Source organism: Streptomyces sp. HUAS ZL42, from assembly GCF_040782645.1.
In the GTDB taxonomy this organism is placed as follows: Bacteria; Actinomycetota; Actinomycetes; order Streptomycetales; family Streptomycetaceae; genus Streptomyces.
In genome coordinates, this window is sequence record NZ_CP160403.1 from 1,318,850 (window position 1) to 1,334,340 (window position 15,491).

At 71.7% G+C, this 15,491-nt stretch carries 17 protein-coding genes and 1 pseudogene; 5 read left to right on the forward strand and 13 right to left on the reverse strand.

The genetic code is table 11. The features are described from left to right. Positions 1-5 precede the first annotated feature (5 nt). From ABZO29_RS06240 to ABZO29_RS06255, 4 genes are read right to left on the reverse strand one after another with little or no spacing between them, the layout of a single operon-like run. Positions 6-794, reverse strand: a complete 789-nt coding sequence (locus tag ABZO29_RS06240; RefSeq protein ID WP_367319121.1) for an MnhB domain-containing protein — start codon at positions 792-794, stop codon at positions 6-8. Then, positions 791-1,051, reverse strand: a complete 261-nt coding sequence (locus tag ABZO29_RS06245; RefSeq protein WP_367319122.1) for a Na(+)/H(+) antiporter subunit B — start codon at positions 1,049-1,051, stop codon at positions 791-793. Before ABZO29_RS06245 ends, ABZO29_RS06240 begins: the two co-directional genes overlap by 4 nt. Then, positions 1,044-1,496 carry a monovalent cation/H+ antiporter complex subunit F gene (locus ABZO29_RS06250; protein WP_367319123.1) on the reverse strand — a complete coding sequence of 151 codons (453 nt, stop codon included), beginning with the start codon at positions 1,494-1,496 and terminating at the stop codon, positions 1,044-1,046. Before ABZO29_RS06250 ends, ABZO29_RS06245 begins: the two co-directional genes overlap by 8 nt. Further along, positions 1,493-1,675, reverse strand: coding sequence for a hypothetical protein (locus tag ABZO29_RS06255; RefSeq protein WP_367319124.1), 183 nt, complete (start codon positions 1,673-1,675; stop codon positions 1,493-1,495). Before ABZO29_RS06255 ends, ABZO29_RS06250 begins: the two co-directional genes overlap by 4 nt. Before the next feature lie 232 nt (positions 1,676-1,907). Between ABZO29_RS06255 and ABZO29_RS06260 the strand changes: the two genes are divergently transcribed. After that, on the forward strand, positions 1,908-2,438 hold the full coding sequence (locus ABZO29_RS06260) for a VanZ family protein (protein WP_367319125.1): 531 nt from the start codon (positions 1,908-1,910) through the stop codon (positions 2,436-2,438). A 9-nt stretch (positions 2,439-2,447) separates the two neighbouring features. On the opposite strand, the gene ABZO29_RS06265 is transcribed toward ABZO29_RS06260, so the two are convergent. Further along, positions 2,448-2,690 (reverse strand): hypothetical protein, encoded by a 243-nt coding sequence (locus ABZO29_RS06265; RefSeq protein ID WP_367326061.1) that lies wholly within the window; start codon positions 2,688-2,690, stop codon positions 2,448-2,450. A gap of 99 nt (positions 2,691-2,789) precedes the next feature. Further along, a pseudogene (locus tag ABZO29_RS06270) lies at positions 2,790-3,217 on the reverse strand (SDR family oxidoreductase); the annotation flags it as partial. Positions 3,218-3,388: 171 nt separating this feature from the next. Here ABZO29_RS06270 and ABZO29_RS06275 point away from each other — a divergent pair. Next, complete coding sequence (locus ABZO29_RS06275) at positions 3,389-4,402, forward strand: PHP domain-containing protein (protein ID WP_367319126.1); 1,014 nt, start codon at positions 3,389-3,391, stop codon at positions 4,400-4,402. Between the two features lie 191 nt (positions 4,403-4,593). Here ABZO29_RS06275 and ABZO29_RS06280 read toward each other — a convergent pair whose 3' ends face one another. Then, complete coding sequence (locus ABZO29_RS06280; protein WP_367319127.1) at positions 4,594-5,583, reverse strand: NAD(P)-dependent alcohol dehydrogenase; 990 nt, start codon at positions 5,581-5,583, stop codon at positions 4,594-4,596. Positions 5,584-5,703: 120 nt separating this feature from the next. After that, complete coding sequence (locus ABZO29_RS06285) at positions 5,704-6,402, reverse strand: TetR/AcrR family transcriptional regulator C-terminal domain-containing protein (RefSeq protein WP_367319128.1); 699 nt, start codon at positions 6,400-6,402, stop codon at positions 5,704-5,706. Positions 6,403-6,684: 282 nt separating this feature from the next. On the opposite strand from ABZO29_RS06285, the gene ABZO29_RS06290 reads away from it, so the two are divergent. Continuing rightward, the gene (locus ABZO29_RS06290) at positions 6,685-7,521 is read left to right on the forward strand and encodes a DUF2182 domain-containing protein (RefSeq protein ID WP_367319129.1); all 837 of its coding nucleotides are present in this window, start codon (positions 6,685-6,687) and stop codon (positions 7,519-7,521) included. A 75-nt stretch (positions 7,522-7,596) separates the two neighbouring features. On the opposite strand, the gene ABZO29_RS06295 is transcribed toward ABZO29_RS06290, so the two are convergent. Next, on the reverse strand, positions 7,597-8,220 hold the full coding sequence (locus ABZO29_RS06295; protein ID WP_367319130.1) for a DUF1326 domain-containing protein: 624 nt from the start codon (positions 8,218-8,220) through the stop codon (positions 7,597-7,599). Positions 8,221-8,375: 155 nt separating this feature from the next. Between ABZO29_RS06295 and ABZO29_RS06300 the strand changes: the two genes are divergently transcribed. Continuing rightward, entirely contained in the window at positions 8,376-9,404 is a 1,029-nt protein-coding gene (locus ABZO29_RS06300; RefSeq protein ID WP_367319131.1) for an SDR family oxidoreductase, read from the forward strand. 19 nt (positions 9,405-9,423) lie between these two features. On the opposite strand, the gene nrfD is transcribed toward ABZO29_RS06300, so the two are convergent. The 4 genes from nrfD to ABZO29_RS06320 are packed head-to-tail and all read right to left on the reverse strand — an operon-like array spanning position 9,424 to position 14,695. Continuing rightward, a complete protein-coding gene (nrfD, locus tag ABZO29_RS06305; RefSeq protein ID WP_367319132.1) occupies positions 9,424-10,389 on the reverse strand; it encodes an NrfD/PsrC family molybdoenzyme membrane anchor subunit in 966 nt (321 codons plus the stop codon). Further along, the gene (locus ABZO29_RS06310) at positions 10,386-11,201 is read right to left on the reverse strand and encodes a 4Fe-4S dicluster domain-containing protein (RefSeq protein ID WP_367319133.1); all 816 of its coding nucleotides are present in this window, start codon (positions 11,199-11,201) and stop codon (positions 10,386-10,388) included. Before ABZO29_RS06310 ends, nrfD begins: the two co-directional genes overlap by 4 nt. After that, positions 11,198-14,443, reverse strand: a complete 3,246-nt coding sequence (fdh, locus tag ABZO29_RS06315) for a formate dehydrogenase (protein ID WP_367319134.1) — start codon at positions 14,441-14,443, stop codon at positions 11,198-11,200. The genes ABZO29_RS06310 and fdh overlap by 4 nt, the downstream gene beginning before the upstream one ends. Before the next feature lie 18 nt (positions 14,444-14,461). After that, positions 14,462-14,695, reverse strand: coding sequence for a hypothetical protein (locus tag ABZO29_RS06320; protein WP_367319135.1), 234 nt, complete (start codon positions 14,693-14,695; stop codon positions 14,462-14,464). A 167-nt stretch (positions 14,696-14,862) separates the two neighbouring features. Between ABZO29_RS06320 and ABZO29_RS06325 the strand changes: the two genes are divergently transcribed. Then, positions 14,863-15,357 carry an FBP domain-containing protein gene (locus tag ABZO29_RS06325; RefSeq protein WP_367319136.1) on the forward strand — a complete coding sequence of 165 codons (495 nt, stop codon included), beginning with the start codon at positions 14,863-14,865 and terminating at the stop codon, positions 15,355-15,357. Positions 15,358-15,491 lie beyond the last annotated feature (134 nt).

The following is a 15,491-nucleotide window of genomic DNA, read 5'->3' on the forward strand; positions in this document are numbered from 1 at the left end:
CGGTCTCACCTCCCGCTCTCCTCGTCAGTCGTTCCCTCTGTCGTGTCCTGCGTCGCGGACTCTGTCTCGTCCTCGATCTCGACGGCCTGGTCGAGGAAGCGGGCGAGCAGCACGACGACCGCGCAGGCGACCTCCATGCCGATGGCCGCGTTCAGCACCGGGACGGTGCCGCCGGAGGACAGCGTGTTGAACGTGCCGTGCGGCAGCAGTGTGTTGGCGAGGAACGCGGTGCCCGCGAGGACGCCGGCGAGCCCGGTGACGAGGTAGGCGGAGGCGGACAGCGCGTCGCCGACCTCGTACCGGCCGATGGGCCGGATGCGTTCCAGGGCTCGGTAGTCCGCACCGAGGTACAGCAGGTGCAGGGCGGTCGCGGCGACGACTCCGCCCTGGAAGCCGCCGCCTGGGCTGAGCTGGCCGTGCGCGATCACGTAGAGGCCGGTGACCACGGCGACGGGCAGGACGATCAGGGCGTAGCGGCGCACGGGCGGGGCCACGTCGGCGGGTTCGGGCCGGGCGCGGTGCTCGTCGCGGGTCTGCCGCAGCAGGACCACGCAGCCGAGCACGGCCGCGAACAGGATGGTCATCTCGCCGAGGGTGTCGAAGGCGCGCAGGTCGAAGTTGACGGAGGCGACGGTGTTCGCGGTGTGCCGGGCCAGGGACGCCCGGACGGCACGGTCACCGTAAGGGTGCCGGTCGCCGCCGAAGGACGGGAGTTGAAGGCAGGCGGCGACGAGCAGCGCGGCCAGCGCCGCGCCGCCCGCGCACACGAGCCACAGCCGGAAGCGCCGGTTCAACGGCTCCGTCCCTTCTGCCGCGCGCGTCGCCTCACCTTGCGGACCGTCAGCAGCAGCAACAGCGGCGTCAGGGCGGAGCCGACCGCGAGCTGTGACAGACCGACGTCCGGTGCCTGCAGGACGGTGAACAGTACGGCGAGCAGCGTGCCGAGGACGGCCAGGACGAGGGCCTGGCGCACGGGGTCGCGGACCGCGACGGCGGCGGTCGCCGAGACCGCCACCAGCAGCAGCGCGACGACGATGACGACGTCAGCCACGGCGGACCCCGCCGAATCCGCCGGACAGTGCCCGCGAGGCGATGACGTTCCCGCCGATGAGCAGGGCCGCGACGACCAGGAGCTTCACCATCGCCCGGCTCGGGCCGGTGGCCACGCACAGGGCCAGCGTGACGGCAGCGCCCACGCCCGCGGTCGCCCAGGTCACACCCCAGGCGCGGGGCGGATCCGCGGCCAGATCGTCGGCGAGCAGCCGCGCGAAGACGAGCGTGCCGACAGGACCCAGCAGGGCGAGGATCAGCGCGAGATCGACGTACGACGGACGGTCGTAGCCCTGGGAGAGCAGCAGCAGGGCGGGGCAGGCGAGGGCGGTGGACAGGTTCTGGGCGACGACCCGGCGCCGCAGCGGCCCGGTGACGACTCCCCAGACGGCCGTTCCCACTCCCCCGGCCAGGACGGCCGTCGCGGCGACGAGCCAGCCGTTCACCGGTCGGTCACCGCCCGTCGCGCGGCCCGGGCGGCCAGTGCTCCGACGCCCGCGACGCCGGCACCCACAGCGAGTTCCAGTGTGTCGACCGTGCTGACCAGGACCAGCCACAGCAGGCAGAGCCCGGCCCACCAGGCCAGGGTCTCGGCCGCGGCGAGGAGTGTCGTGCGCCGGTTCACCCGCCACACCTCCTCAGCCGCTGCCCGCTCTGTCCGTTTTGCCGTTTCCTGCATCCAAGCACCGCCGCCGCCGGGGGGAACGGCGGCGCGCGCTGGTCACCACCCGGAGTGCCCCGGCCGCAGGAACGGAAACCGCCGGTGCGCCCCCGGTGGGCCCTCGGCGGTGGACTGGTTGGCGCGGTTCGCGGGTAACCGCCTTACTACGCAGGGAAGTTGAAGACTGGAGGACCGTATGGCCCGTGTCACCTCACGCCTGCGCACCACCAAGCCGACCGGCGGTTCCAAACCGCCCCGCGGCGCCCGCCGGCTCCTCCCCTCCCTCGCCCGCCTGCTGGCGATGGTGTGCGCCTTCGCGTTCATGGTGGCGTTCGCCGTCGTACTGGCCCGGCTCACACTGGAGCCCTCTCCCGCGTCGGAGGCGCTGACCCACACCAACCTCCGCCCGGGCCGCTCGCTGCGGGCGTATCTGGACCAGCCCGCACTGCGCGACGCCGTCAAGCAGATCGGCGGGAACCTGCTGCTCGGCGTACCGTTCGGGATCCTGGTGCCCGTCGTGGCACCCCGGGCGCGGGGGATCCTGCGCGTCGTGCTGCTGACCGCGACCGTGATGCTCATGGTGGAGTTCGCGCAGGGCGCCCTGGTCACCGGACGCGCCTTCGACATCGACGACGTCATCCTCAACACCACCGGAGCACTGGTCGGTTACCTGCTCCTGGGCCGCCGCCTCAGCCGTGCCGTGCACGCCCGCGAAAGCAAGAAGTAACCGCAGGCCCTAGCGGCGGCGCGGCGTCCAGGTGAACTTGTCGCCGCCCACCCAGCGCACCACGTCGGGGTCGTCCAGGTCGTGGACCGTGATGCCCCACGCGGCGGCGGCCTCGAGGACGTCGGTGATGGTCTTCGCCTCACCGACCACTCTTCCGTCGATCTCCACGATGCGGAACGGCGGCCGGCCCGGTTGTACACCGAGCACCTTGATCCGCGGGTGGGATATGTAGGGGCTCGCGATTTCGGTCATGTAATAGAGCGTAGAGCCGAACCGGCGGTAGCGAATCAGGTGAGCCGCCGCTCGAGCGGTCGGGCGGCCGCAGGAGCCGGTGCGCGGCCGCATCGGCTCAGGGCGCCGCCGGTCGCCGCGCCACAAGTGGGAGCCGGCCCGGGGACCCGTTCGGAGCATGCCGCCGTCGACGCGCCGGTGACGTACAAGGCGCCGGCACCGGCCGGCAAGGCGATCACGGCCGCGGCCTCGCGGGCGTCGCCGGGGCGGCCGAGCGGCACACCGGGCCGTTCCCTCGTGTGCACGTCGACGGCCTCCTGCCCGGTCATCGGCGTGGCGATCTCGCCGGGCGCGACCGCGTTGACGGTGCTGCCGTACTCGGCCGGCTCCAGCGCCAAGCCCCGGGTGAGCAGGCCGAGCCCGCCCTTGGCCGCGCGGTACGGGGCGGCCAGGGGCGGCCGGTGCTCGTGGACGGAGGTGACATTGACCATCCGGCCGCCGTCGCCCTGCCGGATCACGTGCCGCGCCGCCCTCTGGCCGGACAGGAAGGTCGTGGCCCAGGCGGTGGCACGGCCGATACCGGAGTCCGTGCCGGTGATCGGGCCTCCTCGCGGACGCGGCGACAAGGCATCGCAGTGCCGGGGCGCGTACGGCGCAGACCGTCCCGTCCGTCGTGCGGCTCGCGTGGGCCTGGGGAACCCTGGAGCCAGGAGGTGGCGATGGATCCCGTCGAGGCCCTGGACCGGATCGCCTTCCTGCTGGAGCGGTCCCTGGCTCCGACGTACCGCGTCCGCGCCTTCCGCACCGCGGCGAGGGTGCTGGTGGCACTGCCGCGGGGGGAGATCGAGGAGCGGGCGGCGGCCGGGACGCTGGAGTCCCTGAAGGGCGTCGGTCCGAAGACGGCTCAGGTGGTGCGTGAGGCGCTCGCCGGCCAGGTGCCCGGTTACCTGGAGCAGCTGGAGGGCGAGGCGGCGGCAGCCCCGCGGGTGCGCGGCGGCGAGCGGCTGCGGGCGCTGCTGCGCGGGGACTGCCATGTGCACTCCGACTGGTCGGACGGCGGCAGCCCCATCGAGGAGATGGGGCGGGCCGCGGCCGAGGTCGGGCACGAGTGGGCGGCGCTGACCGACCACTCCCCGCGGCTGACGGTGGCGCGCGGGCTCTCGGCCGAGCGGCTGCGTGAGCAACTGGACGTGGTGGCGCGGCTCAACGAGACGTGGGCGCCGTTCCGGCTGCTGACCGGCATCGAGTGCGACATCCTCGAGGACGGCTCCCTCGACCAGGAGCCGGAGTTGCTCGACCGGCTCGACGTCGTGGTGGTGTCGGTGCACTCCAAGCTGCGGATGGACGCCCGGGCGATGACCCGCCGGATGGTGACCGCCGTACGCGATCCGCACGCCGACGTCCTCGGGCACTGCACGGGGCGGCTGGTCACCGGACGGGGGCGGCCGGAGTCGGAGTTCGACGCGGACGCGGTGTTCGCCGCGTGCGCCGAGTCGGGCACGGCCGTGGAGATCAACAGCCGCCCGGAGCGGCTCGACCCGCCGAGACGGCTGCTGCGCCGGGCCGTCGACGCAGGTGTGCTGTTCTCGATCGACACCGACGCGCACGCGCCGGGCCAGCTGGACTGGCAGATCAACGGCTGCGCGCGGGCCGAGGAATGCGAGGTGCCGCCCGAGCGGGTGGTCACGACATGGTCCGTGGAGAAGGTGCTGGACTGGACGCGCGGCGGGTGACGCACATCACCGCGGGATCGCGCCGAGACAGGAACACCCGCCAGTAGTTCCCCGTTGAACCAACTGTGGGTGCGCCGCCTTTCGCCGAGAGGCGACCGCCATTCGTGCCCACCACTTTGCCGCCCCGACCGTGATTCCCCCGTCCGGTCGGGGCTTTCTTCTGCATTTCAGAAGATGGTGGAGCGCGGCGCTCACGCCACGGTGACCACGGCCTTCCCGCGGGCGTGGCCCTGTTCCAGGTGGCGCACGCCCTCGGCCGTGTCGGTCAGGGAGTAGGTCCGGTCGACCACCGGGGTCAGCTTGCCGGCCTCGATGAGCGTGGTGACGGCCAGCAGGTCCTCCTGGATCGGCCCGGCAGGGGCCGACGGCAGAATCGGCAGGAGCCGCTGCCGGACGAACGCGTTGACCGCCGCCACCCGCAGCAAGGAGGCCACCGCCCCGAAGACGTGGCCGGGCGAGCCGCCGCCGTTGGCCACCAGGGTTCCTGTCGGAGTGAGTGCCTGGCGCAGCCGGTTCAGCGGGCGGTTGCCCACGTTGTCGAGGATCACGTCGTAGCGCACGCGCCCGTCGGTGAAATCCTCCCGGGTGTAGTCGACGACGTGCGCGGCGCCCAGTGAGCGCACCAGGTCGGCGTTGCGGGCGCTGCACACCCCGGTGACCTCCGCGTCCAGGGCCGCGGCGATCTGTACGGCGAAGGTGCCCACGCCACCGCCTGCCCCGTTGACCAGCACCCGCTGCCCGGCCCGCACCTGGCCCACGGTCCGGATGCCCCGCAGAGCGGTCACCGCTCCCATCGGCACGGCCGCGGCCTGCTCGAAGGTCAGACTCGCGGGCTTGGGCACGAGCCGCTCCGCGGTGGTGCGCGCGTACTCGGCGAAGGAGCCCGGGCAGAAGCCCAGGACCTCGTCGCCGGGCCGGAGGCCGCGCACGTCGGCGCCGACCGCCGCCACCTGCCCGGCCGCGTCGATCCCGGCCACCCGCGACTTCGGCCGGGTCAGCCCCATGGCTCCGCTCAGCCGCGCCACGAACGGGTCTCCGCGCATCATGTGCCAGTCGTAGGGGTTGAGCGCGGCGGCGCGCACCCGCACCAGGACCTGGTCGGCTTCCACCTCCGGCCGCTCGGTGTTCGCCAGCCGCAGGACGTCCGGCGGACCGAACCGCTCCTGAACGATTGCCCTCATCGGATCTCCCCCATCAGTGGTGTACGGCGTACACCTCTGAATGGCACGGTAGGTGTACGCCGTACACCCGTCAAGAGGCATGGAGAACCGAAACGGCAGAAGCGGTCCTTCGCCGGCGGCTCAGGCCGTGCGAAGTCGCTCGAGGCCGTCCAGCGTCAGATCCAGTGCGAACTCGAACTCGAACTGGTCGTCGCAGCCCGGACCGACGACGGACTCCTGGTCGTGGGCGACCGCCATGGCCAGTTCGGTGATGTGGGGGAAGCGCGCGGCCATCTCCTCGGGCGGCATCGCGTCCGGATCCGGCTCGCGGCCGGAGGTGTCCTCGAACAGTTCCTGGGAGAAGCCCAGCAGGCGGCTGCCCATGACGTGCATCGCGTGATGGACCAGATCGATCGAGAACCCGCCGGCCCGGAAGATCCCGATCATCGAGTCCAGATACTCCATGACCGCGGCGGTCGGGGTGGCCCGCGCCTTCATCCGCGACTCGATGACCCCGGGTGCCCACGGGTGACGCAGCAGCATGCGGCGGGCGGACAGCACCCGCCGGCGAACGGCGGTCTTCCAGTCGGCGTCGCCGTCCGGTGGGTCGATCTCGCCGACGAGCACGTCGATCATGCCGTCCAGCAACTCGTTCTTGTTGGCCACGTGCTTGTACAGCGCCATGGGCACGACGCCCAGCGCCTGCGCGATCTTGCGCATGCTGAGCGCGTCGACTCCGCCTTCGTCGGCCAGGGCGACGGCGGCGGTCAGAACCCGCTTCCTGCTCAAGGGCGCGCGGGACTGCGCGGCGGCGCCGGCCTGCGTGGTGATGGCCACCATCCCCTCTCGTACGGGAAGGCCCGGAGCCCACCCTGATTCCCCTTGCCGAATGTACAGCGCGACAGGATTTACGCGGTCTCGAGCACCTGAGGTCCGTACACCGCGGCAGAGCGGCCGGCGGCCGTCCGGAGCCGGTCGGACATCGGAATGATCTCGCTCATGGCCCTGATCATCTCGCAGGATCCCAGCGGGTGTTGAGGCCAGGCCGCCGATGCCCGGTGCTCCCGTCGGTGGCGGCGGCAGGGCGGGCATGGTGTCCTGGAAGTGTCCCCAGGAGTTCCCATGCACCACCCCCGCCCTTCCTCCCTGACCCACCCGCCGTCGGCGTCGCCGACCGGGCCGTCCGGCGGGTTGCTGCCTAGGCGCGACCTGGTGCTCGCCTGGTCCCTGGTGATGCTGATCGCGGTGCTCGCGTGGGTGCTCACCGTCGTACAGGCCCGGGACATGGGTGTCGAGGCCGGCACGATGGGTATGGCGCTGCCGCTGTTCCTGCTGCTGTGGGTGACGATGATGGCCGCCATGATGCTTCCGTCGATGGCGCCGGTGGCCATCACCTGGGCGCGGTCGATCGGCCGCCGCTCCTCCGGCTGGACGAGGGCGGCCCGGACCACCGAGTTCGTGGGCGGCTATCTGCTGGTGTGGACGGCGTTCGGACTGCTCGCCTACGCCGCTCTGTCCTTCACGGGGGACTGGGTGGAGGACGATCCGCGCGCGGGCCGCTGGATCGGTGCCTTCGCTTTCCTGCTCGCGGGCGTCTACCAGCTCGGTCCGCTCAAGAAACTCTGCCTGCGGCACTGCCGCGATCCCATGAGCCACCTGATGCGCTACTCGGGCTTCCGGCCGCCGGCCCGGGACCTGCGGGTGGGCCTCCATCACGGGGCGTACTGCGTCGGCTGCTGCGCCGGGCTGATGGTCGTCCTGGTCCCCCTCGGTGTGATGAACGTGGCCGCGATGGCCGGTCTGGCGGTCGTGATCTTCGCGGAGAAGCTGTGGGCTTGGGGGCCGCTCCTGGGCCGGGTGGTGGGTGTGGCGTTCCTCGTCATGGCGGTACTGGCACCGTTCCAGGACTGGCTGCTGCCGGGGCTGGAGGAGCCGATGCCGTCCATGAGCGGCATGTGACCCCGTCGGCATGTGACCCCGTCGGCGTGTGACCCGTCGGTCCCCCTATGGCGCTCACCGTCGGCACTGCTGGTGTCAGGCACGGCCCCTGACCGCGCCCTCGGCCTCCTCACTGCTGAACACGTACTGGGCCGCCTCGCCGTACGACCCCTCGAAACTGAGCCCGAAGGCGTTCGAACTGCCCGTGGTGGTGCCCACCTCGAATTCCGGCGCGAACCCGAAGAGGGCGTTCTTGACCGTGGACGGCTTGCCGTCGGGCCCGATCAGCGGCTCGTACGACAGTTCGGTCCGGCCCTCGACCTTCAGGCCCGGCTTGTCACCGCCGACGGCGGAGACCTCCGCCCGCTCCATGCCGAGGTACTCGCCGTAGAACTGGGAGAGTTCACCGAACGGCCCGCCCTCCCGGCCGGAGAGGATCCGCTCCAGGGCATCCGCCTGCTGGTCGCTGGCTCCGGAGTCCACGACCAATGCGACCTTCCAGTTGCCGGAGGTCAGATTGGACGGGAACTCGTTGTAGAACGCGAAGTCGACACCGGACAGATCCACGTCGTCCAGGTTCCCCTCCGCCACGTGGAACACCGCCGCGCCCAGGCACCCGACCTTGCCCTCCTTGTCTCGGGGCTGTCCGTCGACCGGGCAACTGCACAGGACGGCGCAGGAACATCCGGCGATGTAGTTGCCGGAGATCGTCCAAGTCATGGCTCCTCCGCTCCTCGATTCATCGATCGGGTACGGCGGTGAGCGCCATCTGTACTTCCACGCTATTCCTGTCAAATGGGCCTGTAAACGGGAGCACCGCCGTGGACCGGGTACTCGGTCGATTCGTAGGGCCGGACAGCCGAGAGGAGCCCGCGGTGAGCAGCGGAACGGGCAGCAGGATCGTCGTCACGGGTGCCACCGGCAACGTCGGTACGAGCGTGGTGCGCCTCCTCTCGGAGGATCCCGAGGTCGGGTCCGTGCTGGGCCTGGCCCGCCGGATCCCCGAGTGGTCGCCCCCGAAGACGGACTGGTCGGCGGTGGACCTTGCGTCCGAGCAGTCCGGCCTTGCCGACCGGTTCGCCGGGGCCGATGCCGTGATCCATCTGGCGTGGGCCTTCCAGCCGACACATGATCCGGCGAGGACCTGGCGCACCAACGTGCTGGGCGGCACACGCGTCTTCGAGGCCGTCGCTGCCGCGAAGGTGCCCCTCCTCGTGCACGCGTCGTCGGTCGGCGCCTACTCGCCGGGGCCGAAGGAACACGCGGTGGACGAGTCGTGGCCGACGCACGGCTGGCCGGATGCCGCGTACTGCCGGGAGAAGGCCTATCTGGAGCGGGCCCTGGACACGTTCGAGCGGGACCACGCCGGGGTCCGGGTCGTGCGGATGCGGCCGGCGTTCCTGTTCAAGCGGGAGTCGGCGAGCGAGCAGCGCCGCATTTTCGGCGGGCGGTTCCTGCCGGGCCCGCTGGCACGGCCGGAGCTGCTGCGCTTCCTGCCGGACATCCCGGGACTGCGGGTGCAGGCACTGCACACCGACGACGCGGCCAACGCGTACCGCCTGGCGCTGCGCACGGACGCCCGAGGCGCCTTCAACCTGGCCGCGGACCCGCCGGTGGACGCGGAGATGCTGGGCGAGATGCTGGGCGCCCGCCCGGTCCGGCTGCCCCGGACAGCGGCCCGCTCCGCGATCGCCGCCGCGTGGGGGCTGCATCTGCTGCCCGCTTCACCGCATCTCTTCGACGCGGTCCTCAGGCTTCCCCTGATGGACTGCACGCGCGCGCGTGCCGAGCTGGGCTGGCATCCGGAGCGCACGGCGACGGAGGTGCTGGAGGAGTTCCTGCAGGGGCTGCAGCGCGGCGAGGGCGCACCGACGGAGCCGCTGCGGGGACGCAAGGCCGGCTGACCCCACGGCCGGGCGCCGATCAGTCCTCCTGCACGTCCTGCGGGCCGAGGCGCCCGTCCAGCCGCTCGCGCTGCGGTACGACCGTGTACTTCGGGTCCCGCGCCGACGCCATCCCGGCCGCGAACACGCCGAAGCGGGTGCACGCCGAGCCGGCCAGCAGGGCCAGTCCGGAGACGAGGGCGGCGGGGCGACGGTGGCCGAGCAGGGCCGCGGTCACCGCGCCCCCGGCCGTCAGCAGGCGAGCCGTACGCAGGAGCGCGCCCGCGCGGCCCTCACGCCAGGTCTCGGCGACCATGCCGAGCCGCCGCTCCGCGGCCTTCTCGGCGGCCGCGTCGGCGAGCGCGGCCAGTCCGGCGGCGCACCGCGCGGGTGCGTTCTCGCGGGTCGGTCCGACGACCAGCGCCATCCCGGCGGCAGCGGCCGCGGCGGAGGCGGCGAAGAGGTGGGGCAGCTCGCGGCGCGCCCCGTGCCACGCCGGTACGGCCGTGTCCGCCGCGAGGACGCCGGTGTACGTGGCGACCGCCGGGCCGAGCAGGGCGGCGGCGCCGGTCGCCGCTCCCCCGAGCCGCGGCAGCCGGCCGGTCACCGCGCTCGCGGCGGCCGCGCCCGCCGCGGGTCCGTACGCCGACAGCAGCCAGGAGCCCATGCTCATCGGCGACGTCGGTTTGAAGACCCGGAGCATGTTCGCGAAGCGGTCCGGCCGCCCCAGGTCGTGGATCAGCGCGGCGGCGGAGAGGGAGACGGCCGTGAGTGAGGAGACCTTCAGAGCCGTGGCGGTCGTCGCACGACCGGTCAGTTGGGCGCCGGCCGCGAACACCGACCCCGCTCCCGCGAGCCCGCCGAGGAAGAAGTACCCGGCGATGTCGGGTGCCGCCCAGGCCGGTGCCTTGATGACGGGCCGCCCGTAGTAGGAGCGGAACTCGGCCCGCGGGACGACGGGTTGCTCGCCGCGCCGGCGTCGTCCGGTGGCCGGGGTGCCGGTCATCGCCGTCCCCTTCCGGCCAGCGCGAACGACACCGCCACGCCGCCCAGCAGTGACAGCGCCGCCGCTCCCGCGTGTTTCCACATGGCCGGCAGATCGCGGGTGGTGACGACCGGGTCCGGGGGCAGGCCGTACACCTCGGGTTCGTCCAGCAGCAGGAAGAACGCTCCGTCGCCGCCCACCCCGTCGTCGGGGTCGTGGCCGTACAGCTGTGCCCCGGGGACACCCGCGTCGTGCAGCTGGTCCACCCGCAGCGCGGCACGCTCCCGCAGTTCGTCCAGCGGGCCGAACTGGATGGACTCCGTCGGGCAGGCCTTCGCGCAGGCCGGTTCCTGGCCCGCGCCGAGTCGGTCGTAGCACATCGTGCACTTGAACGCCCTTCCGTCCCGCGGGCGTTGCTCGATGACGCCGTACGGGCAGGCGGGCACGCAGTAGCCGCAGCCGTTGCAGATGTCCTCCTGGACGACGACGGTGCCGAACTCGGTGCGGAACAGCGAGCCGGTGGGGCAGACGTCGAGGCATGCGGCGTGCGTGCAGTGCTTGCACACGTCGGAGGACATCAGCCAGCGCACGTCGGAGCCGGACTCGCCGTCGGCCAGGGGGAGTTGGGTGCGGCCCTCCGGCTTCGGCTGCTCGATGAAGGCGACGTGCCGCCACGTGGACGCGCCGAGGGCCTCCGTGTTGTCGTACGACATGGCGGTCAGCGAAAGACCGTCCTCCGGGATCGCGTTCCACTCCTTGCAGGCCACCTCGCACGCCTTGCATCCGATGCAGACCGAGGTGTCGGTGAAGAAGCCGACCCGTTCCTCGCTCACTTGCGTGCCTCCGTTCCGGTGGTCGCGGTGATTCCGGCGCGCCGGCGGTACTCGGCGACCAGTCGCGGCAGATCCGGTCCGCGCGGGCGGCGGCCCGGGAGGATGTCGGCGGTCAGCGCCTTGTCCTCCTGGATGTGCGCGTTGGGGTCGAGGGCGATGGCCATCAGTTCGTTGGCCGCGTCGCCCCTCGCCACACCGTTGGGCCCCCAGTGGAAGGGCAGGCCGATCTGGTGGACCGTGCGGCCCTGCACCCTGAGCGGCCGGATGCGGTCCGTCACCAGCACCCGTGCCTCCACGGCGTTGCGTGCCGTCACGATGGTGGCCCAGCCGCCGTTCTCCAGGCCGCGCTCGCGCGCCAGGGCGGGCGAGACCTCGCAGAAGAACTCCGGCTGCAGCTCGGACAGATACTCCGACCAGCGGCTCATGCCGCCCGCGGTGAAGTGTTCGGTCAGGCGGTGCGTGGTGACGACGTACGGGAAGACGTCGGCGCCTTTCTCGTCGCCGCTGGGGTGGTAGCGGTTGCCCTCGCGGGGCAGCAGCTGCCGTACCGGGTTGCGCGGGGTCGACGGATGGAGGGCGTTGGTGAACGGCGAGTCCTGGGGCTCGTAGTGGGTGGGCAGGGGGCCGTCCTCGAGGCCGGCGGGTGTGTAGAGCCAGCCCTTTCCGTCGGCCTGCATCACGAACGGGTCGTCACCCCGCAGCGCGTCGGGGCCGACGGCGTCCTCGGGGGGTACGTAGCCGGGCGCACGGTCGGGGACGAAGTCCGGAACGTCGTGACCGGTCCACTCCCCCGTGTCCGCGTCCCACCAGACGTACTTCTTGCGCTCGCTCCACGGGGTGCCGTCGGGGGCGGCGGAGGCGCGGTTGTAGAGGATGCGGCGGTTGGCGGGCCACGCCCAGGCCCACTCGGCGGCCACCCAGTCCTGCTCCTGGTGCGGTTTCCTGCGGGCGGCCTGGTTGACGCCGTCGGCGTAGATGCCGCAGTAGATCCAGCAGCCGCAGCGCGTCGAGCCGTCGTCCTTCAGTTCGGTGTACGCGCTCAGCGGGGCGCCGTCCGGGCCGTGGCCGTTGATCTCGGCGAGCACGGCGTCGGCGACGGGTTCGGCGTGCGGGCCGTCGACGGGGTAGTTCCAGGCCAGATCCAGGACAGGACGGTCCATGGGGTCGGTCGAGCCGGCCAGTTTCTCCCGGATCCGACGGCCGAGGTGGTAGGTGAACCACAGGTCGCTGCGGGCGTCGCCCTCGGGTTCGACGGCCGCGTAGTGCCACTGCACCCAGCGGTTGGTGTTGGTGAAGGAGCCGGACTTCTCGGTGTGCGCGGCGGCCGGGAAGAAGAACACCTCGGTGCCGATGTCCTCGGTGCGCAGCTCGCCGGTCTCGATCTCGGGTCCGTCCCGCCACCAGGTCGCCGACTCGATGAGCGAGAAGTCGCGTACGACGAGCCAGTCGAGGTGGGCCATGCCCAGGCGCTGCAGGCGGGTGTTGGCGGAGCCGACGGCCGGGTTCTCGCCGTACAGGAAGTAGCCCTTGCAGACGCCGTCGAGCTGGGCCATCACCGTGTCGTAGGTGGAGTGGGATCCGGTCAGGCGCGGCAGGTGGTCGAAGCAGAAGTCGTTGCCGGGGGTGGCCGCGTCGCCGTAGTAGGCCTTGAGGAGGCTGACGAAGTAGGCGCGCATGTTCGCCCAGAAGCCCTTCTCGGTGCGGGTCGCGGTGACGAAGTCGTCGAGGCTCATGTGGGCGTGGGCGTGCGGCATGGGCAGATAGCCGGGCAGCAGGTTGAAGAGGGTGGGGATGTCGCTCGAGCCCTGGATGGAGGCGTGACCGCGCAGCGCCTGGATGCCGCCGCCGGGGCGGCCGATGTTGCCGAGGAGGAGCTGCAGGATGCTCGCGGCGCGGATGAACTGGCTGCCGGTGGAGTGCTGGGTCCAGCCGACGGCGTAGGCGAAGGCGCTGGTGCGGTCGCGGCCCGAGTTGGCGGTGAGGTCCCCGCAGACGCGAAGGAAGGTCTCGCGCGGGATGCCGCAGACGTCCTCGACCATCTCCGGTGTGTAGCGGGCGAAGTGGCGTTTGAGGATCTGGTAGACGCAGCGCGGGTGCTGGAGCGTCTCGTCCGTCGGTGCGAGGTGGCCGGTTCGGGCGCCGCCGGAGCCGTGGGCCTCGGGGCCGGCCATCTTGCGGGTGCGTTCCTCGTACTGCTCGTCGACCTCGCCGGTCGGCTGCTGGACCTCGACGCCCTCGTACTGCCAGCTGTGCGGGTCGTAGTGCGCCTTCTCCACGTCGAGGCCGGAGAAGACGCCGTCGAGGTCCTCGGTGTCACGGAAGTCCTCGTTCACCAGGGTCGCCGCGTTGGTGTACCGCAGGACGTACTCGCGGAAGTCCTTCTCCTCGGTGAGGACGTGGTTGATGATCCCGCCGAGGAAGGCGATGTCGGTGCCCGCGCGGATCGGGACGTACAGGTCGGCGAGGGCGCTGGTGCGGTTGTAGCGCGGGTCGACGTGGATGATGCGGGCGCCGCGCTTCTTGGCCTCCATCACCCACTGGAAGCCGACCGGGTGGCACTCGGCGAAGTTGGAGCCCTCGATGACGATGCAGTCGGCGTGCTGGAGGTCCTGCATGAAGGTGGTGGCGCCGCCCCGGCCGAAGGAGGTGCCGAGGCCGGCGACGGTGGAGCTGTGGCAGACCCGGGCCTGGTTCTCCACCTGGACCACGCCGAGGCCGGTCAGCAGCTTCTTGATCAGGTAGTTCTCCTCGTTGTCGAGGGTGGCACCGCCGAGGCTGGCGATGCCCATGGTGCGGGCGGTGCGCTTGCCGTCCCGCTCCCACTCCCAGGTCTCGCGCCGGGTGCGGACGACCCGCTCGGCGACCATGTCCATGGCGGTGTCCAGGTCGAGGGGCTCCCAGTCGGTGCCGTACGGGCGCCGGTACAGAACCTGGTGGCGGCGGGCCGGTCCGGTGGTGAGCTGCAGGGTCGCCGATCCCTTGGGGCACAGCCGGCCGCGGCTGACCGGGGAGGCCGGGTCGCCCTCGATCTGGACGACCTGCTCTCCCTTGACATAGACCTGCTGGGCGCAGCCGACCGCGCAGTACGGGCAGATGGACGGCACCACGCGATCGGCGGTGCCGGTGCGCGGCTGCAGCCGCTCGGTGTAGGCGGATTTCGCGGCGGCACCCCGCGCGGTGCGGTCGGTGCCGGTGAGCTGACGGTGGACGGGCCACGAGCGGACCCGGTCGACCATACCCATGGGGGCTCCCTGTCGCGGTCAGCCGGTCGGCTCGTCCGGCGCCGGGTGTTCGGGGTGGACGGTGGCCGCGTGCGGAGCGCCCTGCCGGCCCGTACCTGCCTCGTCGGTGTCGGGGACGTCCTCGTCGGGCTCGTCCGGCTGTTCCGGGTCGCTGACCTCCCAGGGGTCCTCACCTGAGTGAGCCTGCTGGTCCGGCAGGTCCCGCGGGACGGGCTCGCCGTTCTGACCTGTGCCTTCACGGTGCTGGGCCACGGGTCCTCCCTTCGGGTCGTCGGGGCGTCACGCGAGTACCTCCGCGGTGACCCGCGAAACCTGGGAGCGACATGGGATAAATCCATAGCCTCCCCCCTTGTTGGCCCTCTACGCTAGGCCAAAACCTAGTACCCCTAGGTTCTAGTATCGGCCCCAGGAGGCACTCCATGAATTCCCTCACCGAGCAGGACATCCGCGACTCGTTCGTCAACTGCTCCAAGGGAGAGGCCAAACGTCTGGCCGTCCCACGCGATCTCGGCCAACGCCCCTGGGACGACCTCGACTTCCTCGGCTGGCGGGATCCGGGCGCGCCCGACCGCAGCTATCTGGTGACGGAGCGGGACGGGCGGCCGGTCGGTGTCTCGCTGCGCTTCCCGCCCTCGCAGCGCGGATTTCTGCATCGCAGCATGTGTTCGCTGTGCCTGACCACGCATCCGGGCGGCGGCGTCTCGCTGATGACGGCCCGCAAGGCGGGCGCGGCGGGCCGCGAGGGCAACTCGGTCGGCGTGTACATGTGCACGGACCTCGCCTGTTCCCTGTACGTACGCGGCAAGAAGGTCCCGCAGAGCACGCTCCGGATGGAGGAGAGCCTGACCCTGGAGGAGCAGATCGCCCGGACGACGGGCAATCTGAACGCCTTCCTCGACAAGCTGTACGTCTGATTCAGCCGGCGCCCTGCACCCCTCCCGCGACCCACTGGCCGACGAGGACAATCTAGGCTCCGTTGCGGACTGTTGCGGTCCGCATCGAGGACGTCCGATGTGTCCGGTAAAGCGTTGGATGCCCATGAGGAAGG